Source organism: Aurantiacibacter gangjinensis (assembly GCF_001886695.1).
GTDB lineage: Bacteria > Pseudomonadota > Alphaproteobacteria > Sphingomonadales > Sphingomonadaceae > Alteraurantiacibacter > Alteraurantiacibacter gangjinensis.
In genome coordinates this window covers 1,506,748-1,528,453 of record NZ_CP018097.1, presented here as the reverse complement: position 1 = coordinate 1,528,453, position 21,706 = coordinate 1,506,748, and the positions used below count along the sequence as shown (strand labels likewise).

Genomic DNA, 21,706 nt, shown 5'->3' with positions numbered 1-21,706 from the left:
CCGAAGACCCTGAGCCTGTCGAAGGGCTGCCCTTTTTCTTTTGACCCCGCGCACGGGTCTGAAAAGAAGTGCAGCCCTTCGACAAGCTCAGGGCAATCGGTGGAGGGAATAGCCCTTCACCCAATGATGGCGCCCATGGCTGACCGGATGGAATGTATCGGGACCGTGCCGAACAGCCGTTCGTCCTGAGCCTGTCGAAGGATGAACCCAACGGACAAGAGACAAGCGACCAATCGCACGAGCCTGAAACGCTCCACCCGGACGCGGGAAGCACCGGGTTACTCTGACGGTCGCCCCGAGCCGAAGCTCCAATAGAAAAGGGCCCGCCTGAAAGGGAGCCCCGGGACATGACCGGCAATGTTCAGCTCTATCTGACCGGGGCTGATGCTACGGGAGCGGGCCTCGGATGGGGGCGCACTTAGTGGGGTTTGGGGGCGAGGTCAAGGGAATTAAGAATAGTCATCTGCAAACCCCGGCAGGACCCTAAAACTCACCTCATCTCGCAGTCTTGTGATCAAAGCCTCGCCTTCGACTGAAGAGTCACCTTCCGCAGATATTCCGTTTTTGCCAGTGCTGAGACGAATTTTCGCTGCCTTGTCGTAGAACTCCACCTTATCAGTAAACAACCCTCCGAAAAACGGATGATCAGAAACATAGTCGGTAGGCAGTTGCTGGTCCCACCACCCTTTGATTGCAGCCTCATATGATAGAAGCCACATCTCTGATTTGAGGCCGGATGCGTTAGCAAATTCTCTCCAGAAGGAGAAATCGACTGCTCCTTTTATTCGGCCTAAATGCCACAAATCATATATAATCAGCGCAACTACGGAACTCCTGAGTTTCACAACTCTATCCAACGTGTCTGCCGGAACCACCATCTCAAGTTCTCTAGCAGCGAACAAAAGCCAAGCTAACTCGTGGGTGTGGTTGTATGTTGCAGCGACTTTGATTTGCTCGAGAATGAAATTTCTCACGTCGCTGGATGGAAAGTTTTTCCCTTCTTTACGAGAGACGAGGAATTGAGCCACGAACGCAAGCGCCCCTGCGTGACGCCGCGCTATGTACATCATCCAATAAATTCTATGAAGTTCTCCGGCATCGGTCAGATTGAAAGTGGAGGCCTTCTTCGCAGCGTAGAGCGCAACATTTGACTTCCGGTTGTCGTAGGCTTTTTGAAGGGAAGATTCAAAAAAGGAGTCTAAATCGTCTCTCACTGAGGCATTGTTTTGCCCAATCTCAAAAGTCCGAATATCATGTATCCATTCATGGCCATGATCATACCCCATGCCCACGGTTTGCGTTTTTTCAGCATTGAGCTCTAGCTCGAACTCATAGAGAGCGGATGAAAGCGCTGACAGAACGTTTGTCGGAGTTTCATCTCTGGAGATTCCGATAATCAGATCATCGACATATCGGATGCCTCTATCCGCTAGATCGCTGATGATCGACTTAACAGCCGCCTCGACGCCGACCATGATTGTCTCAGCTAATATTCGTGACGTGTCAGGACCGATTGGTATACCGATCGTCTGACGATCCTGCCCGTCTCGCACCGCTTTGTCTAAAAGGTTTGCATAAGACGTTTTGAACTCTTGCGAATCCTTGTTGTCTTTACAATATGCTTTACCAAGCAAAGCCCATGGCACGGCGTGGGTGTAGATTGAAGGATAAAAGCGAACAACGTCGGTTTTAATATACCTCCCATACATGGCCATTATTCGGATTTTTTCACGGCCTACTCTATCAAAGTTGACTGGTCTGACGGGCCTTAGATCTTTTTTCGTCCTTATCACTGGATCAAATTCAGATATTTGAGAATCGTTGATCTTCTCTTTTATTTGGCTCCAATTGTCGGCAATCAATTTGGCGACCCTATATTGGTTGATAGGGTTTACGACTGACAGTTTCCGCCGGATATCAGAATGACGAGGAATGCTGTATGCCTCCGGGAAGGAGGTGAATTGGTGGACTTTTCTCTTCTGCCACTCCTCTTGTCGTTTGACGGCGCTGCTGGCGAAGCTGTTTGTATGGAAAGGAGGGGGCAACTCGTTCGGAAAGAATCCGCGCGAAAGCAGGGCTTTCAAGCGCTTCGTGCTATCTGTCATAAATTAGCAAACCCCCACGGAAACTCGTATTCAACGCAGCATAGAATATTGAAATCTACAAATGATTTCTACTGGTTCTTCGCATGAACTTTTCGCACATGTCGAAAATCCCACTTATCTAAATCGTCGGCAGACATGCAGTATTTTTTGAACATCAGTAAAAGTACTCTGCCAGATAGATTCCCCTTTCCTACACCCCCACCGCCCTGCTCCACCGCCGGGCATGACTCGCAAACTTGCCCGCCAGGCCACCTCTCGCACCGCCTTGCCCGCCGCGCAGCCGCTCGACGACGACGATCCGCTGCTCGATTTCGAGCCCGTCCCCCACACCGCGCCGCGCCGCAACTCCATCACGCCCGATCGCCAGCGCAAGTTCATCGCGCATCTGGCGGCGACCGGCATCGTCACGCAGGCGGCGAAGCATATCGGGGCCTCGCTGGAGGCGCTGTACAAGCTGCGCAAGCGTGCAGGCGCGCAAGGGTTTGCACAGGCGTGGGACCGGGCGGTGGATGCAGGCGTCTCGCGGCTGGAGGACGGCGCGCTCGCCCGCGCGATCCAGGGGGAGGAGCGGATGGTCGTCTCTGCCGGAAAGGTCGTCGGCACCGAGATCCGCCATAACGAGGCGCTGGTGATGTTCTTCCTCAAGAACCGCCGCAAGGAGCGGTATGGCAATACCGGCGCGCTCGCCCATGTCGTGCCGGGCCATCCGCTTTACGAGAAGATCGCCGGGGAGGTACGGGAGCAGATCCGCGAAGAGGCCCGCGCGCGGCGGCCGCAAGTGCTCGCCAGCCTCAACGCAAAGCTCGACCGGATGCGCGAAAGGCGCGAGGCGGCGTCGCGCCTGCTCTCCGGCGATACCGCGCCCGAGGAACCGCGGGACGAATAAAAAGGGCGGGGCTGTCTTTTGTGTTCCGGACCGCATCCGCGGCCCGGTCCTCGTGGCTATTCGCTCCGCTCCGCTGCGCGGCCCCCTTCGACAAGCTCAGGACAGGACTGCGGGCGGCCGTTCGGCCTATGCGAAGCTTCGCTTCGGACAAGCGAAAGGGCGGGAAGCTCGTGCCTCCCGCCCTCGTAATAGCATCACTGCAATTCGACCGCAGGTCGACAGAGGGCGACCGCCCGACCGGACCTGCCCCGCAGCGCAGCGGAGGGAATAGCAGGGAGGAGGAGCCTGCGGATGCAGGCTCCCCACAAAACCTCACCCACCCATGCCTTCGACAGCCTTGCTGACGAGGATGTTGACCGAGACGCGGCGGTTCTGCGCGCGGCCCGCTTCGGTGGAATTGTCCGCTGCCGGATCGGCCTCGGCCATGCCGGTGGGCGTCATCATGCGCCATGGCTCCCACCCGCACTGCTGCTGCAGGTAGTTGACCACCCGGGTGGCGCGGCGTTCGGACAGTTCCTGGTTGTAGTCGTAATCGCCCACATCGTCGGTATAGCCCACCACCAGGATCAGCGCGTTGTCAGTCGCTTCGGCCTGTGCGGCGGCGTTGCAAAGGTTGCGCTCGGCTTGCGGCGAGAGGTTGTGGCGGCCGGTGTCGAAATAGACGTTGGTGGCCTCCATCACATTGTAATTGTCGATATTGGCGACGCGGCCGCGCAGGGCCTCGGTCGCTTCCTCGTTGGCCACGAAGCGCTGGTTGGTGCCGGTGGCGATCATCTGGGCGGTTTCGAGGTCGTTATCGGAAAAGCGCACCTGGCTGGCGATGAGGCCGCCTGCCCACTGCACCGTCTCGACGCTGACCGGCAGGCCGTTCATCAGCGCGGACGCCGTCAGCGTGGTACGGCCGAGGCCGAGGAAGCCGCCGCGCGCGCGGATATCGGTGGTGGGGGCGACGAGGAACAGCTGCTCGCCGCTTTCGGTGGTCACCTGCACATTGTTGCCGCTGCGCGCGGAGATGAAGCCTTCCAGCTCCGGCCCGTCGGGCAGCGCGTCGAGATCGGCGGGCAGCTGGCCATAGACATTGATGTCGCCATCCGCGGCAACGTCGGTTTGCGGCAGTTCCTGCGCGGCGACGGCAGTGGCCGGCAGAGCCATGGCGGCCAGCAGCGCGAGCGGCGCGGACTTGTATGCGAGGGTTTTCATAGAGGTCTCCTTCGAGTGGACAGCATCTGCACGGGTGACACCCGTTGGGGTGCCAGGGGGAACCCGTCCGCTGTGAAAAATCCGGCGGCGCGCTTGCGGACCAGGCACGCCGGAAGGAGCGGGATGTCAGCCCCGCCTTTCGCGCAGATGAACAAATATGGCAGAAATGCGGCTTTTGCGGCCCGCGCGAGCAGCCGGTGCGGCGAACCGTTATACTCGGCAACCGCCGTTAACCAAGAAAAAGGGCGGAAAGCCGCGCTTCCCGCCCTTTGCCTGTAAACGTCAGGTCAGTTACTTGGACGCGGCGGCGCGGGCGGCCCCGGCGGCGGAATGCGGATGGGCGGCGGCGCTGCCGCCTCCAGCATGATCTCCGCATCCGCAGGCTCGATCCGCTCTTCCATGCCCGGCGTGATGGTGAGCGTATAGGCGCCCGACGATCCGCCCAGCCCCTGCGCGCGGATGCGCAGCATGTCCAGCAGGCCGGGATTGTCCGCGATCAGGCCGAGATCGACGGGCAACATGGAATTCAGACCCTCGCCACCGTCATCGTCCCTGTCAGCTACGGCGAAGCCGTATGGCGTTTCGAAGCCCAGCTCCAGGAGCGGATCGATCGAGCCGCCGAAATCGGCATCGCCGCCCTCGCCCGCATTCATGCGGATGGTGACCTGGCCATTGCCCGCGAGCACGGCGGCCAGCGCCTCTTCGCTCAGCTGGTAGTCGATATGCGTCGGCATCATACTGTCGCTGTTCCAGCTGGAGGTTACCTCGCCGCTGGCGGTATCGTTGAAGCCGATCACCTGCAGCGGCAGCTGTGCGCTCGCTTCGCGCCGATCGCGCACGCGCAGCGTGTAATCGCCCGTGCTGCTGCCGAAGCCGCTGGCGACGATCGTATAGGTGCCCGCGTCCTCGAACGTATGGCGCAGGTAGGAATTGAAGCCCTGCCCGCCATCGTCATCGGTCAGGATGTCTCCGCCGGAGGCATCGCGCAGCGTCAGATACGGGTCCAGCTCCCCCTCGCTCAAGAGGGCGACTTCGATCATGTCGCCCGCGGCGGCGCGGAAGGTGAAAAGGTTCTCATCGCCGGAATCGAGAATCGTGCCGGTTTCGCGCGCACCATAGGTCACCGCCCGCGTGCCGACCGCGGCGCCGGTGCGGCTGGTCAGCTGCAGGTTGAACCGCCCACCATAGCTTTCGCCTTCCTCGACCCATTCGGAATCGAAACTGTCGACCTCGATACGGACGCGGCGACCATTCTCGCCCGACACGTTCACGCGGGAATTGAGCCCGTCGCCGCCATCATCGTCTTCCGCGATCAGATCGCCCGAGCGCGCATCCAGCACGCGCACGACCGGATCGAAATCACCCGTGGCCAGCACGTCGATCCGCATGGACGTGTCCGCAGGAATCGTGACGGTGAACACGGAAGGCGCGTTTTCCACGCGGCCGGAGAAGGTGCGGATGTCGCTCGTCTCGCGGTCCAGATTGCGCTCTTGCGCGATGGCCGCGGGTGCCAGCAGTGCGGATGCACCGGCCAGCAGCGCGGAATAACGGATAGTCTTCAGCATAAATGCCCCCATGTCAGGCCCATTCGGACCGGATGAATTGCGCCCCCTTGGCAGCACATTGCAGCTATCGCGTCAAAGATTAATCGCCGATGGCCACAGCTATGGCGACAGGCCAGCGCGACCTAGCCCGCCCATTCCTCTGCGAGCAGCCCCCACAGCCACGTGTCCGCGCAACCGATATGCGTCTTCATCGCTTGGCGCAGATGCGCCTCGCGCGTGAAGCCGAGCCGTTCCAGCAAGCGATTGGAACGGTGGTTGCGCGGATCGACATCGGCAAAGATGCGGTGATAGCCCTCTTCGCGAAACAAATGCGTGATGAGCGCCGTCAGGCATTCGCGCGCAATGCCGCGCCCTTCATTGCCCGGCACCATGATATAGCCGATTTCGGCCACCTGCTCTGTATCGCTACTGGCGACCATGCGGAAAACAGGAGCGCCGCCATCCATGGGTTCGGCTATCCATGTGCGGCCGCCCCATTCGGTGTCGTGCAGATACTCGGCAAACTCGCCCTTGTCCTCGAAAGCCGCGCGCGACCAGTAACGCATGTGATCGTCGTTGGAGAAAGCCGGCCACATGGCCGCTTCGTCGCCTTGTTTAAGCGGGCGGCAGCTGAAGCGCGGCGTGGTGAGGGTGGGTGTGGTCATCGAGAACCACGAATAGCTCAGGCAAAGCGGATGGACTACAGCAAAGCGGTCGCAACGTGAGGCGTCCGCTTGCGACCTCATTGCGGAAATTCATGAGCGGGTACGCAAGTCCAAGAGCCGCCGTTCCGAGCGTATCGCTCGTCATGCTACCAAAATTTTTCAGATTGTCCGACGTTTCCAGCCTAAATATTTCGGTTAGTCACGGCGTTCTCCAAGATCGCCCTACGTTTGGAACGACTTCAACTTTAAACTCTCGGCTGAAAAGAAGCATTGCTGTACGAAGAGCTAACATCGGCTCATCGAGCCCAAAATCTGTGTTTGCTTTGTGGGCGATAGCATTCCGACTCTTCCTTACCGTGTCGATATCTTTCAAATCACCATGCTTAAGCAGACCAATTAATTCCAGATTCTGAGAGATTATCGAGGCGGTATAGTCTCGACCAGTCAGAAGCTGCTTACGGCTGGAGTTAATTCTCATAATCTCCTCACCGTCGGATGTTACGTCCACCACGTTATTGTTGCTCTCCAGCCACCGATTCCATTCAATGTTGAGAAGGCTTTCGATCACAAACCAAGCAAGGACCACGGAGGGGTTGTGCTTGCCTGAATGAAAATCGCTTTGCGCAATCGCAAGCATGTCGAGCAACCTTAGCGCTGTCGGATCCTCAACCGTCGATACATAAGCGTTGATTGCATTGGCCACGGTCTCATGAGACCGCTCGCTTCTCATCAATAAAAGCCCCGCATTTCGGGGGTCGCTACCCAGGTCACGCCTCATTCTCCATTGGTTGTGGGCAGTCTGATTCATCCTGAAAGCTGGATAGTCTTCACCGTTTGCGCCCCTCGTAACGACGATTTCCTGATGGTCGAGATACCTGAATGAAACGCTAGCTTCATTTCCTGCCTTGTCACTTTCCGAGGCAAGGAGAAGACTGAAGGCATTGAGCCGCGCGCAAACATCCCGCCACCTCTTTACGTCGACATCAACACGCTCCTGACTAATTGGCTGATCCACCTCACTATCCTGCGGCGGCGTGAGCACCATGCAGCCATCTCGCTCCACCCGCAGTTGCCAACCGTCAACTTCAACATCTCCTACGACCTCCTTCATAAGCGCGCCCCAGCCACCCGTGCCGAGCGGTGTGTCGCCGGAAACGCGGGGTCCGATCCAGATCGCCTCAAGCGGATAAGCGAAATAATATTTATACTGGGCCATTTCTTACCGTTGCTTCGGGATGCTAAAATTAGATGCCGTTCTCGCCAATCGCAGAAGGCAACCGAGATACAATAGTTCATTTTATCGCTGAGCTTGCGAGGCGCAAGAAAGTAAGGCCTTCGAGTAAAGGCTTCTTCTTGGTTGGGAGATTAATAACCCGACAGTCCGCCTTCCGCCCAAAAAACGGACCTGCCGGCAGTAGGTGTGCCATGCGCAGACTTACCACCGGCGCTTGGCCCGCTCTTTATAGACCTCAACCCCACCCAGCCGGATCGAGCGCGTAAAGCTGCGCCAGTTGCTCATACAGCCGCGGTTCCTCGCGGCGCATGTCGCGGGGCTTCTCGAAGAAGGTCACTGTCGCTTCCGCAAAGAATTCCTGGTGGTTGGTCGCGCCATAGGGGTCGATGAGCGTGCTCTGGCCGCGCTCCACGCTTTCGAGATGACTGTTATAGGCATCGAGCATTGCCTTCTCCCACTTCTCATAACGCTGGCCTTTGCGCAGGATGGGAATGCCGTTCGTGCTGCCGGTCAGCGCGTCGAGCTGGTGGGCGAATTCGTGGATGACGACATTATGCCCGTCGGCAGGGTCCAGACCGCCATGCAAAGCGTGGTCCCATGACAGGATCACCGGCCCGCGATCCCAGCTTTCGCCAGCCGTGCCGCTGTCGCGCTCATGCACGAGGAAGCCATCGTGGTCGCCGCGCCCCGTGCTGAAGGCGGACGGATAGACGAGGATCGTGCGCAGCGTGTCGAACCATACGGGGCTGTTCACCACCAGCAGGCAAGCCTGCGCAGCGATGGAAAGGCGCATCTCGTCGCGCATTTCGATGCCGTTATTGCCGTGGAATGTCACCTGATCGAGGAACAGGTTGATCTTGCCTTCCAGTTTGGGGCGCAATTCATCGGGCAGGCGGCGTGTGATCGGCACCAGCCGTGCGAGGACCTGCCTCTGTTCACGCGTGAGCGGTGTTGCCAACAGGCGCTTGCGCTTCGCCCGCTTCGCATAGCTGCGCGCGGCAAAGGCCAGGACAACAATGGCGATGAGAAGGATCGGCCAATAATCTAGCATGAAGGGCCAGCTTTCACCGCCACCGCATCACCCGCCGAGAAACTCGACCAGCGCCTTCACCTTCTTCTGGCGCCATTGCGGGCGCGGGGCGACGAGCCAGTAGGCGCGGCGGCAATCCTCGGGCTCGCCGATCTGTTCCAGCCGGCCATTGGCGAGATGCTCTTCCACCAGCGGCATGGGCAGCCATGCGCGGCCTATGCCCGCCAGCGCCGATGACAGCACCTGTCCGGCATTGCCCACTTGCAGCACCACCCGCGCCTTTTCGGGCGCTTCATAGGTCGGCCAGCTGATCCAGCTTTCGGGCGCGCCAGGCGCAGCCACGCAGACCTTGCAGCCGCCCACCAGCTTGGTGCCTTCCAGATTCTCCGGCCCGTCGATCAGGCGCACGGCGAGGTCGAGATTGGCTTCGGTGAAGTCCGCATTCTCGTCTGCCGTCAGCTGCACGGTGATATCGGGATTGGCACGCTGGAATTCCGCAAGGCGCGGCGCGAGCCACTGGGCGTAGAATTCGCGCGGCGCGGCAATGGCGTAATTGCTGCTCGCCTGCCCGGCCTGCATTGCCTGCACGCTTTCCTCGAACCGCAGGAAGCCTTCGCGCAGCAGGTCCAGCCCGGCCTCGCCTTCGTCAGTCAGTTGCAGACCTTTGGAAGTGCGGCGGAACAGCACCACGCCAAGCACATCTTCCAGCGCGCGGATCTGCTGCCCGACGGCGGCCGGCGTCACCGCCAGCTCGTCTGCCGCGCGGGTGAAGGACAGGTGCCGCGCGGCGGCATCGTATACGCGCAGGGCGTTGAGGGGCAGGTGGGTGCGTTTCATCGTGTCTCGTCCGGCTGGGGCATTTATGCATTGCGCGGCGGCGCGGCAACCCGCTTGACCATACGCGCGGCCCGCGACATGCAGGCGTCAAGCATCCATTCCGGGAGATCCTATGCTTCGCCTGCTGTCCGGCGCCCTTGCCGCCATCTTCGCCGCAACGCTTGTGCCGGTTACGCCGGTGGCGGCGCAAAGCTTCCTGGAAGGCGAGTTCGACGCGGAGATTCCGACGCTGGAAGCCGTGGCAGGCCATCGCTCGGGTGAACAGATCACCCGGCCCGATATGGTCATCGCCTATATGCAGGCGCTGGCGCAAGCCGCGCCCGAGCGGATGCGGCTGGTGGAATATGCCCGCAGCTGGGAAGGCCGCCCGCTGGTCTACGCCGTCATCACCTCGCGCGACAATATGGCGCGGATCGACGACATCCAAGCCGATGTACAGCGCATCGGCAATGGCGGGGAGCCGGTGGCGGGATCGGTGCCGGTCACATGGCTGGCCTATAGCGTGCACGGCAACGAGATCAGCGGCGTGGATGCGGGCCTTGCGCTTGCCTACCACCTGCTCGCCGCGGAGGGAGACGAGCTGGTCGACACGATCCTGCGCGATAGCGTGGTGGTGATCGACCCGATGCAGAACCCGGACGGGCGCGCGCGCTTCACTTCATCCTATTATCAGCAGCTGGGTATCGAGCCTTCGGGCAATCGCTACACCGCCGGGCATGACGAGCCGTGGCCCAACGGACGCACCAACCATTACCTGTTCGATCTCAACCGCGACTGGTTCGCCCTCACCCAGCCCGAAACGCGCGGCAAGGTAGCCGCCATTGCGGCATGGCAGCCGGTCGTGCTGGCGGACGTGCATGAAATGGGCGGCGACCAGACCTATTTCTTCCCGCCCAGCGCAGACCCGTTCAACCCCTACATTACCGATGACCAGCGCCGTAAGCAGGAACTGCTGGGCCAGAATATGGGCCAGTGGATGGACCGGATCGGGGAGCCCTATTACACGCGCGAAATCTTCGACGCCTTCTATCCCGGTTATGGCGACACCTGGCCCACGCTGAACGGCGCGATCGGCATGACCTTCGAGCAGGGCTCTGCCCGGGGCCTTGTCTGGAACCGCAGCAATGGCGAAGTGCTGACCTATGGCGAGGGCGTGCGCAACCAGTTCGTCACTTCGCTGGCAACGGCGGAAACCGTGGCGCGTAATGCGGGCCTGTTCCTGCGCGATTACGCGGCTTACCGCCGCGAGGGCGCGCAGGGCGGCGTCGGCACCGGCTGGTTCGTGATCGACCTGGCGGACAGGCGCTACAATGCCGAAAGCCTTGCCCGCCGCCTCGCCCATCAGGGCATTGCCGTGGGCCGCGTGTCAGGCAGCGCGTCGGCTTGCGGGCGAACCTATCCGCAAGGCTATCTCTCCGTCTCCATGCGCCAGCCCAATGCGCGCCTGATCCGCAGCCTGCTGGACCGCGATGTGGAATTGCCTGCCGATTTCATCGCCAGCCAGGAAGACCGCCGCGCGGTCGACCTGCCGCACGAAATCTACGACACCACCGCATGGTCGGTCGGGCAGATGAGCGGGCTGGATGTGACCGAATGCGCCAGCGCCTCTGCCGGAACGCCCATCGCTGCAGACGAGCCGATTGCAGCCGAAATGCGCGGCGCGGGAGCTTTCGGCCTTGCCGTGCCGTGGACCGATAGCGGGCAGATCAGGCTGGTGGCGCAGGCTATGCGTGCAGGCCTCGTAGGCCGCGCCACCGACACCGCCTTCACTGCCGAGGGCCGCCGCTTCCCGCGCGGCACGGTGGTCTATACCCTGTCCGAGAACGATGGCTCGCTCAGCGAGCTTGAAAGCCTTGCGCGGCAGATCGGCGCAGAAACCGTGCCGCTATCCTCCAGCTGGGTGCAGGACGGGCCGAACCTTGGCTCGAACAGCTTCGTGCGCGTGTCCGAGCCGCGCATCGCTATCTTGTGGGAAGATGGCATCTCGCCGCTTTCCGCCGGCGCCACGCGCTATGTGATCGAGCAGCGCTTCGGCCTGCCCGTCGCCCCGATCCGCACCGGCACCGTGGCGCGCGCCGACCTTGGCGAGTGGGACGTCATCATCGCGCCCGACAGCTTCAGCCTCTCCTCCGGCGTGCAATCCGCACTGCGCAGCTATGTGCGCGGCGGCGGTGTGCTGGTGGCCTATGGTAATGCGGTGAGCAGTTTTGCCAGCGGCGACGATGCGCTGTTCTCCACCAATGCGGAAACCGTGCTGGACGGCGAGCCGGGCGAGGATGGGGATAGCGACGGCGATACGTCCGCCGGCACCGCCATCGAAAGCCTGGAAGACTACCGCGAGGCCATCGTCGATCGCTCGCGCCGCCCGGACACGCTGCCCGGCGCGCTGCTGAATACGGTAGTGGACGAGGAAAACTTCCTCGCCTCCGGCTATGACGATGCGCCGCCCGTGGTATTCGCCGACGGATCGCTGATCCTGACGCCGCTCTCGCTATCGGCAGGCACCAATGTCGTGCGCTTTGCCGAGCCGGACAATCTCATCGCATCGGGCTATGTCTGGGAAGAAAATCGCCGCCAAATGGCATTCAAGCCCTACCTCATCGCAGAGCGGACCGGGCGCGGCATGGCCATCGGCTTCGTGCACGACCCGACCGTGCGCGGTTATCTCGACGGCCTGGACCTGCTCCTTGCCAATGCGGTGATGATTGCGCCTTCACGAGTGCGATAGTTGGTTTTGCGATCCGGCATCCGCCGGATCGTCCGGATGGGCGTGCGAAAAATCAAACACTACTATTTTCAGGCGCCGCCAGTTCGAAACGCGGGATTGCCACCTGGAACGGCTCGCCATCGGCGTGGACGAAGCCGTAATGGCCTTCCATCGCCCCCTGGTTGGTCGTCAGCTCGCAGCCGGACACGTAATCGTGCGTTTCGCCCGGCTGGAGTACCGGCATCTCGCCCACCACGCCTTCACCGTCCACGACATTCACCATGCCGCTGCTATCGGTGATGCGCCAGTGGCGGCTTTTCAGCTGCACGCGCTCGTCACGCCCGTTCTCGATGCGGATGTGATACACCCAGAACCAGCGCCCCGCGCCGACGCGCGATTGCTCGGGCATGAAATTGACCGACACGCGCACCGTCACCCCTGCGGTGATGGCGACATGCTGGAACAGCGAATTGAGCGCGGCGCGAGTCATCCCCGCTAACCTAGCGATGCATCCCGGCCCCACAAGTAGGCTTTTGCGCTAATCCGCCGGATTGTGCCGCGCGAGGAAGGCCAGCAGCGTATCGTAATAGCGCTGTTCGTCTTCCGGCGTATCGAAACCGTGCCCTGCATCGGGGAAGCTGAGCGTTTCGATTTCGACCCCTGCGCTTTCCGCCCGGCTGACCATTAGGCGATACTGGTCGTGCGGCACGATATCGTCTTCCTCTCCATGCACCAGCAGCAGCGGACGGGTGAGGCGCGCCACCTGCACGGCGGGCGAGACATCGTCGAGGTCGAAATTGCTCTGGTTGCCGTCGACACGGTTCCACCAGCGACCGCGATTGCGCCCGAACAGGTAATCGCGATCATGCGCTAGCTGCCGTTCGAAATGGCTGACGCCGGCAAAGCTGGCGGCGCAGCGATAGATTTCCGGATTGCGGATCGCGCCCCACATCGCTGCATAGCCGCCATAGCTGGAGCCGAGGATGCACACCCGTTCCGGGTCGACAATGCCCTCGGCGACCAGATGCGCCACGGCATCGTCGAGATCGTCCTGCATGGCGCGGCCGATCTGGCCGTTGCCCATCAGCTCGAACGCCTCGCCATAGCCGCCCGAGCCGCGATAATTGGGCTGGATCACGGCGTAGCCGCGATTGGCCAGCAGCTGCACCATGTCGTTGTAGCGGTCCGTATCGCGCACGCCGTAAGGCCCGCCATGCGGATAGACGATCAGCGGAAGGTCTTCCTCGCCGCGCCCCTTGGGCAGGGTGAGATAGGCATGGATGGACAGGCCATCTCGCGCTTCGTAGCGGATGGAGCGCGGCTCCGTCAGCAGCCCGGCAGGCACGCGCGGGCGGTATTCGCCGAACAAATCTAGTGCAGACGTGCTCGGCGTGAAGACATAGAGCGCACCGGGATCGGCAGGGCCCGATTGCAGGATCAGCATCCGGTCTTCGTCGTCCGAAACGTCAAGAATGGTCACCCGGCTGCCCGGCAGCGCATCGCCCAGCATGTCGCGCCAGCGGCGCAAATCCGGATCGATCCATTCGCGGCGGAAAGAGTCGCCCGAATAGCCGACAGCAATCGGATCGCCCTCATCGTTGAAATAGACCTCCGAGACATCCTCCGTTTCCGAGGCGTAAACCACCTCGCCCAGCTCGCCGGTGGACAGGTCGATTTCCATCAGCGCATCGCGGTCCGCGCCTTCGGGCTTGGTGATGACATAGGCCGTGTCACGCCCGGCGCGCAGGCCGCGAATGTCCCAATTGTCGAAAGCGTCTTCGCTATCCAGCCGCGTTCGGGCGACGGTATCCCAGCGATCGTCCTCGCTGCTGCGATAGCGCAGGTGCACGCGCCCGCCGCGATTGAAGCCCACCCCCATGCGGATGACGCCCTCGTTATCTGTAATCCATTGCACGATGGATTCGTCGCGATTGTGCACACGGCGCGCCTCTGGCGGGTCTTCGTCCGCGCCCATGTTGGCAAGGTCGAACCGGTAGACATCGGGGAAAGTGAACACGTCGAACTGCATCGCCACCAGGATGGCGGCGTTGTCGTGATCGTAATGGATGATGCTGTCGCCATCATAGGCAAGGTTGCGGCGCACCAGCGGCTGCATCGTTTGCGTGCTCAGCTCGAAAGCGAGCAGCCGCGAATAGGTGTAATCCCGGCGCGTATCCTCCAGCCGCACGGAGAAAACGAGGTGGTTGTTGCCCACCCAGTTGAACCAGTTGAATTCGTCCTGGTCGCCCAGCTTCACGCCGTTGACCAGCTGGCGCGTTTCGGCATCCATCACCAGCGCATACAGTTCCCCGCCCTGCATGCTGGTGAGCGCGAACATGGTGCCATCGGGCGAAAGCTGCGCCCCGCGCAGCTGCGATTGCGCAGCGAAGGCGCTGGTGGGAATTTCCGCTGGAATGGCGCTGGCGGCCTCCGCCTCCTGCGCGTGTGTGGTAATGCTGAATGGTCCGGCGATTGCCAAGGCGGCACACGCCGCGACCCATGCGAACTTCATGTCAGGACCCCTTTTCCCGTCCGTCGGCGAATTCACCCGGACGCGCGGCGCCTGTCAAGGTCGCTTCGCGCTATATCACAAGCCCGTCTTTTTCAGCGCCCGGTCCAGATCGTCGATCAGGTCGGCGGGGTCTTCCAGCCCGACATTCAGGCGCAGCATGCCATCTGCAATGCCCGCCGCCGCACGGCCTTCCGCGCCCATATTGTAATGTGTGGTGCTGGCCGGATGGCACATCAGCGTCTTTGAGTCGCCGATATTGTTGGAGATGTCGATCAGATCCAGCGCGTTGCACAGCGCCATGGCCTGTTCCTGTCCGTCGGGAGCGAAGAAGGCGAAGATCGGCCCTGCGGCTTTCATCTGGCGTTGGCAGAGATCGTGCTGCGGATGGCTCGGCAAGCCGGGATGGAGCACGCGCAGGCCACGCTCTTCGAGGAAGGCGGCAACCTTGAGGGCACTCTCGCTCTGGTGCGGGGCGCGCAGGGGCAGCGTTTCCAGCCCCTTCATCACCACCCATGCGTTGAAGGGCGCGCAGATCGGACCGGTATTGCGCTGGAAGGGGCTGAGATATTCCTCGATCCATTCGCGGCTGGCGCACACCGCGCCCGCCATCACGCGGCCCTGCCCGTCCATTAATTTGGTGGCAGAATAGGCGACCACATCGGCGCCGAAATCCATCGGCCGCTGGAAAACCGGCGTGGCAAAGGCGTTGTCGACGACGGTCGTGATGCCTTTGCTGCGTGCGAGAGAGCACACGAATTCGAGGTCGACCAAATCCATCGTCGGGTTGGCGGGCGTTTCGAAGAAGAACGCCTTGGTATTGTCCTGCACCGCCGCTTCCCATGCAGCGTTATCCGTTCCGTCGATCGCCGTGTGTGTGATGCCGAAGCGGTTGAGGACATTGTCCAATATCCAGCGGCAGGACCCGAACGCCGCACGGCCAGCAACCACGTGGTCGCCCGCGCTCAGCATGCACAGCAGCGAACTCGTCATCGCCGCCATACCGCTCGCCTGCATCAGGCACGCTTCTGCCCCTTCCATCGCGGCGATGCGCGCCTGCGCCATTTCGACGGTCGGGTTCTTGAAGCGGGAATATTGCATTCCCTCGGCCTCGCCCGCGAAGCGCGCGGCCACTTCCTCCGCGCTGTCATAGGTGAAGCCACTGGTGAGGTAGAGCGCCTCGCTCGTCTCGCCATGCTCGCTGCGCCATGTGCCTGCGCGCACGGCCTGCGTCGCGGCGCGCCATTTACCCGTTTGGGCACGGTCCATTCCGGAAAATTTCTTCATCGGCGACCCGTTTAGGCACGCTGCCACGATTTGCCAATTGCCCTTGCGGCCCGGCCCCCTTAACGAATGCGCCGCATGAGCGCCGCGCCCGACCATCCCCGCGATCCGATTGTGTGGACCTTCGCGATAGCGCTGGGCTTTCTTGCGCTGTGCCTCGTCCGGCTCACCGTGCCAAGCCAGCCTTTCTTCGACGAGATCCATTACCTGCCCGCCGCCCGCGCCGTGCTGGAACTGGATGTAGCGGTCAATGTGGAGCACCCGCCCTTTGGCAAGCAGCTGATCGCGCTGGGCATTGCGTGGTTCGGTGACGGGCCGCTGGGCTGGCGCATCATGTCGGCGCTGTTCGGCACGCTGGCGCTATTCGCCTCCATGCGCGCCATGTGGTTCACCAGTCTGAGCCAAGCCGGAGCGCGCGCCATCAGCCTGCTTACCGGCCTCTTCGTGGCGACGAACTACCTGCTCTTCATCCATGCCCGCATCGCCATGCTGGATGTGTTCATGGTCGCTTTCACCATGCTGGCGCTCTGGATGTGCGCCGCCGCCATCCGGCAGAACGAGCAGGCGCGCTGGCGGCTGGCAATTGCCGGGATTGCGCTGGGCCTGGCCATGGCGAGCAAGTGGAACGCGATCCCGCTTGCCATGCTGCCCGGCCTCACATTCCTTGCTGCGCGACTATACGCAGGCCGCCGTCGTCCGGTGCGCAGCGTGCGCGGCTGGCCGGTGGGCGGCATGAGCCTGTGGGAAGCAGCGATCTGGCTCGGTGTGGTGCCGCTAGCGGTCTATGCCCTCACCTATTGGCCGTTCCTCTATTGGGATGTTGCATCGGGCCAGCCGACGGGCCTGATCGACCTGCACCGGCAGATGCTCGGCCTTCAGACGCAGGTGCCGGTTGCGCACCCCTATCAGAGCAATTGGTGGGACTGGCTGATCAATCGCCGCGCGATCTGGTATCTTTACGAGCAGGCCGACGGGGCGCAGCGCGGCGTGATGCTGATAGGCAATCCGGTGACCATGTGGTTCGGCCTCATCGCCATGGGTTGGTGCGCGTGGATGGGCTGGAAAGAGCGCCGCCGCGACTGCATTGCGCTGTGCGTATTGTTCCTCGCCAGCATCGGCCTGTGGGTCGTCGCGCCCAAGGCGGTGCAGTTCTACTTCCATTATTTCCTCGCGGCGATGTTCATCAGCGCGGCACTGGCGCTGGCGGTGGATTGGCTGTGGCAGCGGGGCGAGCGCTTCATGCCGTGGGCGCTGAGCCTCGGCGCGCTGGGCTTTTTCATTTACTGGTTTCCGATCCTCACCGCCGCTCCGCTGGATGGCGAGCAGGATTTCCTGCGCTGGGCGTGGACAGAAGGCTGGCGGTAGGGGGCTGGCGGTAGGGTCGCTCGCGTTAGCGGCGCTTGAAACGCTTGAACTGGAAGGAGAGCAGCCGCTTCACCATGCCGCCATCCCATGGCGGACTGATCAGCGAGGTCGCGTGGATGCGCCCTTTTCGCACTACCGCCTTGGCATGGCTGAAAGTGCGATAGCCCTCTTCGCCGTGATAATGGCCGATGCCCGACGGGCCGATACCGCCGAAAGGCAAATCGTCGCAGGTCACGTGGCTGAGCGTATCGTTGATGCACGCCCCGCCCGAATGGGTGCGCGCCAGCACGCGGTCGGCGCGGGATTTGTCCCAGTCGAAGTAATACAGCGCCAGCGGGCGTTCGCGCTCGTTCACATAGGCCAGCGCCTCATCCAGCGTGTCGTAGGGCACGATGGGCAGGATGGGGCCGAAAATCTCGTCCTGCATGATCGTCATGTCGTCCGACACGTCCAGCGCGATGGTGACGGGCAGCTTGCGCGTGCCGCTCAGGTCTTCATCCGCCGGGTTGACGCGCATGAGCCGCGCGCCCTTGGCTTCGGCATCGGCCAGCCAATCGGTCAGCCGGTCTCGCTGCGCCTCGGTGATGATGGCGGTGTAATCGGGATTGTCGCGATAGGTCGGATAGTTCTCGCGCACCTCGTTTGCGAAAGCATCAGCGAAGGCATCCACCTGGCTGCGTGGACACAGGATGTAATCGGGCGCGATGCAGATCTGCCCGGCATTGATGACCTTGCCGAATGCGATGCGCTTCGCCGCCTCTTCCATCGGGAAATCCGGGTGGATGATCGCAGGCGACTTGCCGCCAAGTTCCAGCGTGACGGGCACAAGGTTTTCCGCCGCCGCCGCCATAACCTTGCGCCCCACCGCGGTGGAGCCGGTGAAGACGAGGTGGTCGAACGGCAGCTTCGTGAACGCCGTGGCGACCTCCACATCGCCGTTTACCAGCACCACCTCGTCGTCAGAGAACTTTTCAGCCAGCAACCCGCCCAGCAATTCTCCGGTGCGCGGCGTGAATTCCGACATTTTCAGCATGGCGCGATTGCCCGCGGCCAGCACACCGATAAGGGGCGAGAGCGCGAGGAAGACCGGGAAGTTCCACGGAACGACGATGCCGACCACGCCCTTGGGCTGGTAGCGCACCTCGGCGCGCGCGGGCATGACCGTGAGCGAAGCGTGGCGCTTCTCCGGCTTCATCAGCTTTTTCAGCCGCTTGCGGTAATATTTGATGCCTTCGAGCAGCGGAATGATCTCCGCCAGATCGGTCTCGACCGGGGAGCGTCCGCAGAAATCCGCGCTGATCGCGTCGGCCAAAGCCTGCCGATTGTCGAGAAGCAGGTTTTGCAACCGGTCGAGCCGGTCCAGCCGCACCTCGCGCGATGGCATGCGGTCTGCAGCGAAAGCCGCCTTTTGTGCAGCCAGCAGGCTGTCGAGGTCCGGCATGGCAGACGTGGTCATATCGTTGGAATGGGCATTCATGGATCTAGGCTCTCGCTTTCGTGAGCGTAGTAGCAGATCAACGCTTGCGACCGAAACCCGTGCCCTTGCCCGGAGGCATTGCCAGTTTGTCGATGGCCGTGAACTGCCTATTGTGCCGCGATCGCACCAGCCATGCCAGGGCGAACAGCAGCACGAGCATGGCCGGAACCCCGACATGATCGCTCCAGAACTGATGGCGCGGCCCTTCGTATAGCAATCCCAGTATTACCATCACGCACAGGCTCGACGCGAAGCCGAGCCCCAGCAGTGGCAGGAACAGACCGCGAAAGTGGAGGCCTCTTGCTTCGACTTCGGGATTGGTCCGCAGCGCGCGTGTTGCCGCGCGGATGTGCCGGTTCACGCGCCAAGCCGCTCGCCAGGAGGATTGCCAGCCCAACCAGCAGAACCACGCCGCGGCGACGCCGGCGGCGATTGCGGAGAGAAGCCAGCTCTGTGCGATGACAGCGTAGGGCAGTACCAGCACGGCGGCGAAGGCACCGGGATAGAACGGCCAGAAACTGTGCCAAGGCTCGGGGCGCAGCTGTTCTTCATCGACGATGCCCTTGGCACCGAAATAGATGTCGCCCGCCGTTTCGGTAGGCACCGCATACACCCGCCCGTCAGGCGCCTTGAACCGCCACCCGTCGGCATCGCGCGAGAACCGGTCTGCCAGCAGGTATAGCAGCGCGCGGCGACGCTCGACGGCGTCGAAATGGCGATGGCTCCAGCTCACATCGCGACCAGTCGCTCGAGCGGTAGCGCCTCGCCGCCGTGAAGGCGCGTTTCTGTGAAGCAGATGTCCGGCGTCCAGACATCGCCGCAACTGGGCGCAAGGATCATGGGGATGGTCGGGGCAATGGTCTCGGCCTTGTAGGTCAGCGCACGAAGCGTCCCGCCCTGCCTTATCAGGCTGAGGCTGCCCCAGGCATTGGTCGATGTGCCGAGGATACCGCTGCCCTCGCGATGCTCGCCGCCCATCCGGATCAGCGTGTCGACGTTTGCCGTCACCGGCCTTTCCACCACGCAAGGATCATTTCCGTAGCGCGGCGCCTCACTGCCCATGCGGCATGCCGGAGTGGATCGCAGCATCCAGCTGGTCGTGAAAACATCGCGAAAGGCGAGCTCTCCCTCGATAAGCTCGTGCATCGGCACGGAATCGTATCGCGCCACTGTCACGCTGCGCACGCCAGGCTGCCGCAGCAATCGGCGGCAGGTGAAGTGACACACCGTGCCGCCACCGGAATCCTCGATGCGCACATCTCCGGTCGGTTCAACCGGTGTCTCGGGAATAAGCTCGTCGACAGAAAGGCTGTAGAGCCGCCATTGCGCCAGGCCCTGCAATGCAAGCGGCGTGGCTGTAATCAACAGCGCGATTGACGCCCAGGCGAAGATGGCGCGGCCTCGACCGCTCATCCGCTCGGTGAAGGCTAATCGCGGGGCGATCCAATAGGCGAAGACACCGTAAAGCGCGCAGAAATAGAAAACTGTCACACAAGCTGAAAGGATCAAGCCGGGTATGATCAGCACATTGCTAAAGCCGAACACGTCCGGCAGCGCGACGACGATGAATGTGCCCGCCGCCGACAGGATCAGGACCGTGACAAATAGCGGTGGCGCGCCTCTGAACAGCCCTCCGACCAATGTCCGCGCGGCCTCCATTTACCGGAAGCGGCCCCATACGAATTTGCTCGAAAGCGCGTAATTCCAAACAGACGCAATGGCGACGCCGATCAGCGCGGCGGCCCACCAGGCGAGGCCTTCGCTTTCCAGCACGGTGGCGACGGCGACATTGGCGAAAGCGCCGATGGAGCACGCACCGCAGAATTTCAGCCAGCCCCAGAACATGCTGTCAGGCCCCTTCAGCTTCTGGTCACGGTAGGTGAGCAGGTTGTTGAGCCAGAAATTGAAGCTCATCGCCACGACGGTTGCGATGGCCTGCGCCCAGCCGAAACCGATGCTGTCGGGCCAGTAGATCGCGGCCAGCACCGCCATGTGCACGAACACGCCCAGCCCACCGACAAAGCCGAAGAGTACGAAGCGCGTGGGGATCCAGCGCCCGAAATAGCGTTCTGCCAGCCCTGCCACGAAATCCAGCGCGACGCCGTGATCCAGCTTGCTTTCGCCCGACAGGCGCTCGGCGAATTTCAAGGGGAATTCCTTCACTTTGAGTTGGGGCCGCGCGGTGGCGAGAATGTCCAGCATGATCTTGAAACCGATGCCTGAAAGGCCATCCGCCTGCTTGCGGAGCTGTTCGGTGCGCAGCAGGAAAAAGCCGCTCATCGCGTCGGTCAGCTCGGTGCCGGTCAGCTTGCGGGCCAGCGCATTGGCAAGGCGGCTGCCCTGCTCGCGGCCCTTGCTGGAAAGGCCATCGGCATTGCCGCCCTCGGCAAAGCGGCTGGCATAGGCGAGATCGTATTCGCCCGATTTCACCGCGGCCAGCATGTCGTTGAGCAGCGCCGGATCGTGCTGGTGGTCCGCATCCATCACGGCGACGAAGGGCGCTGCGGTAGCGCACATGCCTTCGATGGCGGCGCTGGCAAGGCCGCGACGCCCGATGCGCTGGATCACGCGGATGCGCGGATCGGTCTGCCCGATGCGGCGCGCTTCCTCGGCGGTGCCGTCATGCGAATTGTCGTCGACGAAGACCGCTTCCCAGCCCGACGGGCCGAGCGCCTTTTCCAGCCGCTCTACCATCGGCGCGATATTGCCGCGCTCGTTCAGTGTGGGCAGCACCACGGCCAGTTCCAGCGGGCGCGAAGCCGCCGCCTTGGCCAGCGCTGCCGCGCCATTGATCTGCTGCTGCAATTGACCCGTCACCATGTCCATGTGCCCCGATTACGGGCAAATGTTAACCATAAGGTTA

17 protein-coding genes are annotated in these 21,706 nt (G+C 62.1%); 3 read left to right on the top strand and 14 right to left on the bottom strand.

Features of this window, described 5'->3' with window-relative positions:
• Positions 1 to 449 precede the first annotated feature (449 nt).
• A complete protein-coding gene (locus tag BMF35_RS07435; protein WP_047005401.1) occupies positions 450 to 2,105 on the bottom strand; it encodes an RNA-directed DNA polymerase in 1,656 nt (551 codons plus the stop codon).
• Between the two features lie 223 nt (positions 2,106 to 2,328).
• On the opposite strand from BMF35_RS07435, the gene BMF35_RS07430 reads away from it, so the two are divergent.
• A complete protein-coding gene (locus BMF35_RS07430; protein ID WP_047005400.1) occupies positions 2,329 to 2,991 on the top strand; it encodes a hypothetical protein in 663 nt (220 codons plus the stop codon).
• Between the two features lie 312 nt (positions 2,992 to 3,303).
• Here the strand turns inward: BMF35_RS07430 and BMF35_RS07425 are convergent, their stop codons facing one another.
• The 6 genes from BMF35_RS07425 to BMF35_RS07400 all read right to left on the bottom strand — a co-directional run bounded on the left by BMF35_RS07425 (position 3,304) and on the right by BMF35_RS07400 (position 9,501).
• Positions 3,304 to 4,191, bottom strand: a complete 888-nt coding sequence (locus BMF35_RS07425; protein WP_047005399.1) for an OmpA family protein — start codon at positions 4,189 to 4,191, stop codon at positions 3,304 to 3,306.
• A gap of 287 nt (positions 4,192 to 4,478) precedes the next feature.
• Complete coding sequence (locus BMF35_RS07420) at positions 4,479 to 5,756, bottom strand: PPC domain-containing protein (protein ID WP_047005398.1); 1,278 nt, start codon at positions 5,754 to 5,756, stop codon at positions 4,479 to 4,481.
• A gap of 122 nt (positions 5,757 to 5,878) precedes the next feature.
• Positions 5,879 to 6,400 carry a GNAT family N-acetyltransferase gene (locus BMF35_RS07415; protein ID WP_047005397.1) on the bottom strand — a complete coding sequence of 174 codons (522 nt, stop codon included), beginning with the start codon at positions 6,398 to 6,400 and terminating at the stop codon, positions 5,879 to 5,881.
• Between the two features lie 199 nt (positions 6,401 to 6,599).
• Positions 6,600 to 7,616: a hypothetical protein gene (locus BMF35_RS07410; protein ID WP_047005396.1), complete on the bottom strand. Its 1,017-nt coding sequence runs from the start codon at positions 7,614 to 7,616 to the stop codon at positions 6,600 to 6,602.
• Between the two features lie 253 nt (positions 7,617 to 7,869).
• Positions 7,870 to 8,685, bottom strand: coding sequence for a M90 family metallopeptidase (locus BMF35_RS07405; RefSeq protein ID WP_047005395.1), 816 nt, complete (start codon positions 8,683 to 8,685; stop codon positions 7,870 to 7,872).
• 27 nt (positions 8,686 to 8,712) lie between these two features.
• A complete protein-coding gene (locus BMF35_RS07400) occupies positions 8,713 to 9,501 on the bottom strand; it encodes a LysR family transcriptional regulator (protein WP_047005394.1) in 789 nt (262 codons plus the stop codon).
• 112 nt (positions 9,502 to 9,613) lie between these two features.
• On the opposite strand from BMF35_RS07400, the gene BMF35_RS07395 reads away from it, so the two are divergent.
• Positions 9,614 to 12,229, top strand: coding sequence for a M14 family metallopeptidase (locus BMF35_RS07395; protein ID WP_047005393.1), 2,616 nt, complete (start codon positions 9,614 to 9,616; stop codon positions 12,227 to 12,229).
• Positions 12,230 to 12,281: 52 nt separating this feature from the next.
• Here BMF35_RS07395 and apaG read toward each other — a convergent pair whose 3' ends face one another.
• The 3 genes from apaG to BMF35_RS07380 form a co-directional block, all read right to left on the bottom strand.
• Entirely contained in the window at positions 12,282 to 12,698 is a 417-nt protein-coding gene (apaG, locus tag BMF35_RS07390) for a Co2+/Mg2+ efflux protein ApaG (RefSeq protein WP_047005392.1), read from the bottom strand.
• 48 nt (positions 12,699 to 12,746) lie between these two features.
• A complete protein-coding gene (locus BMF35_RS07385) occupies positions 12,747 to 14,720 on the bottom strand; it encodes an alpha/beta hydrolase family protein (RefSeq protein ID WP_047005391.1) in 1,974 nt (657 codons plus the stop codon).
• A 75-nt stretch (positions 14,721 to 14,795) separates the two neighbouring features.
• On the bottom strand, positions 14,796 to 16,004 hold the full coding sequence (locus BMF35_RS07380; RefSeq protein ID WP_047005390.1) for a trans-sulfuration enzyme family protein: 1,209 nt from the start codon (positions 16,002 to 16,004) through the stop codon (positions 14,796 to 14,798).
• 75 nt (positions 16,005 to 16,079) lie between these two features.
• On the opposite strand from BMF35_RS07380, the gene BMF35_RS07375 reads away from it, so the two are divergent.
• Positions 16,080 to 17,366 (top strand): glycosyltransferase family 39 protein, encoded by a 1,287-nt coding sequence (locus BMF35_RS07375; RefSeq protein ID WP_047006417.1) that lies wholly within the window; start codon positions 16,080 to 16,082, stop codon positions 17,364 to 17,366.
• Between the two features lie 25 nt (positions 17,367 to 17,391).
• Here BMF35_RS07375 and BMF35_RS07370 read toward each other — a convergent pair whose 3' ends face one another.
• From BMF35_RS07370 to BMF35_RS07355, 4 genes are read right to left on the bottom strand one after another with little or no spacing between them, the layout of a single operon-like run.
• The gene (locus BMF35_RS07370) at positions 17,392 to 18,843 is read right to left on the bottom strand and encodes a coniferyl aldehyde dehydrogenase (protein ID WP_047005389.1); all 1,452 of its coding nucleotides are present in this window, start codon (positions 18,841 to 18,843) and stop codon (positions 17,392 to 17,394) included.
• 37 nt (positions 18,844 to 18,880) lie between these two features.
• The gene (locus BMF35_RS07365; RefSeq protein ID WP_047005388.1) at positions 18,881 to 19,576 is read right to left on the bottom strand and encodes a hypothetical protein; all 696 of its coding nucleotides are present in this window, start codon (positions 19,574 to 19,576) and stop codon (positions 18,881 to 18,883) included.
• Positions 19,573 to 20,502, bottom strand: a complete 930-nt coding sequence (locus BMF35_RS07360) for a hypothetical protein (protein ID WP_047005387.1) — start codon at positions 20,500 to 20,502, stop codon at positions 19,573 to 19,575. The genes BMF35_RS07365 and BMF35_RS07360 overlap by 4 nt, the downstream gene beginning before the upstream one ends.
• The gene (locus BMF35_RS07355; RefSeq protein ID WP_047005386.1) at positions 20,503 to 21,669 is read right to left on the bottom strand and encodes a glycosyltransferase; all 1,167 of its coding nucleotides are present in this window, start codon (positions 21,667 to 21,669) and stop codon (positions 20,503 to 20,505) included.
• Between the last annotated feature and the right edge of the window lie 37 nt (positions 21,670 to 21,706).

Coding starts and splice junctions, on each gene's coding strand:
- BMF35_RS07355 (WP_047005386.1), bottom strand. CDS start 21,669: ATGGACATGGTGACGGGTCAATTGCAGCAGCAGATCAATGGCGCGGCA.
- BMF35_RS07385 (WP_047005391.1), bottom strand. CDS start 14,720: ATGAAGTTCGCATGGGTCGCGGCGTGTGCCGCCTTGGCAATCGCCGGA.
- BMF35_RS07400 (WP_047005394.1), bottom strand. CDS start 9,501: ATGAAACGCACCCACCTGCCCCTCAACGCCCTGCGCGTATACGATGCC.
- BMF35_RS07375 (WP_047006417.1), top strand. CDS start 16,080: ATGAGCGCCGCGCCCGACCATCCCCGCGATCCGATTGTGTGGACCTTC.
- BMF35_RS07410 (WP_047005396.1), bottom strand. CDS start 7,616: ATGGCCCAGTATAAATATTATTTCGCTTATCCGCTTGAGGCGATCTGG.
- BMF35_RS07420 (WP_047005398.1), bottom strand. CDS start 5,756: ATGCTGAAGACTATCCGTTATTCCGCGCTGCTGGCCGGTGCATCCGCA.
- BMF35_RS07425 (WP_047005399.1), bottom strand. CDS start 4,191: ATGAAAACCCTCGCATACAAGTCCGCGCCGCTCGCGCTGCTGGCCGCC.
- BMF35_RS07415 (WP_047005397.1), bottom strand. CDS start 6,400: ATGACCACACCCACCCTCACCACGCCGCGCTTCAGCTGCCGCCCGCTT.
- BMF35_RS07370 (WP_047005389.1), bottom strand. CDS start 18,843: ATGAATGCCCATTCCAACGATATGACCACGTCTGCCATGCCGGACCTC.
- BMF35_RS07360 (WP_047005387.1), bottom strand. CDS start 20,502: ATGGAGGCCGCGCGGACATTGGTCGGAGGGCTGTTCAGAGGCGCGCCA.
- BMF35_RS07380 (WP_047005390.1), bottom strand. CDS start 16,004: ATGAAGAAATTTTCCGGAATGGACCGTGCCCAAACGGGTAAATGGCGC.
- BMF35_RS07395 (WP_047005393.1), top strand. CDS start 9,614: ATGCTTCGCCTGCTGTCCGGCGCCCTTGCCGCCATCTTCGCCGCAACG.
- BMF35_RS07405 (WP_047005395.1), bottom strand. CDS start 8,685: ATGCTAGATTATTGGCCGATCCTTCTCATCGCCATTGTTGTCCTGGCC.
- BMF35_RS07430 (WP_047005400.1), top strand. CDS start 2,329: ATGACTCGCAAACTTGCCCGCCAGGCCACCTCTCGCACCGCCTTGCCC.
- apaG (WP_047005392.1), bottom strand. CDS start 12,698: ATGACTCGCGCCGCGCTCAATTCGCTGTTCCAGCATGTCGCCATCACC.
- BMF35_RS07435 (WP_047005401.1), bottom strand. CDS start 2,105: ATGACAGATAGCACGAAGCGCTTGAAAGCCCTGCTTTCGCGCGGATTC.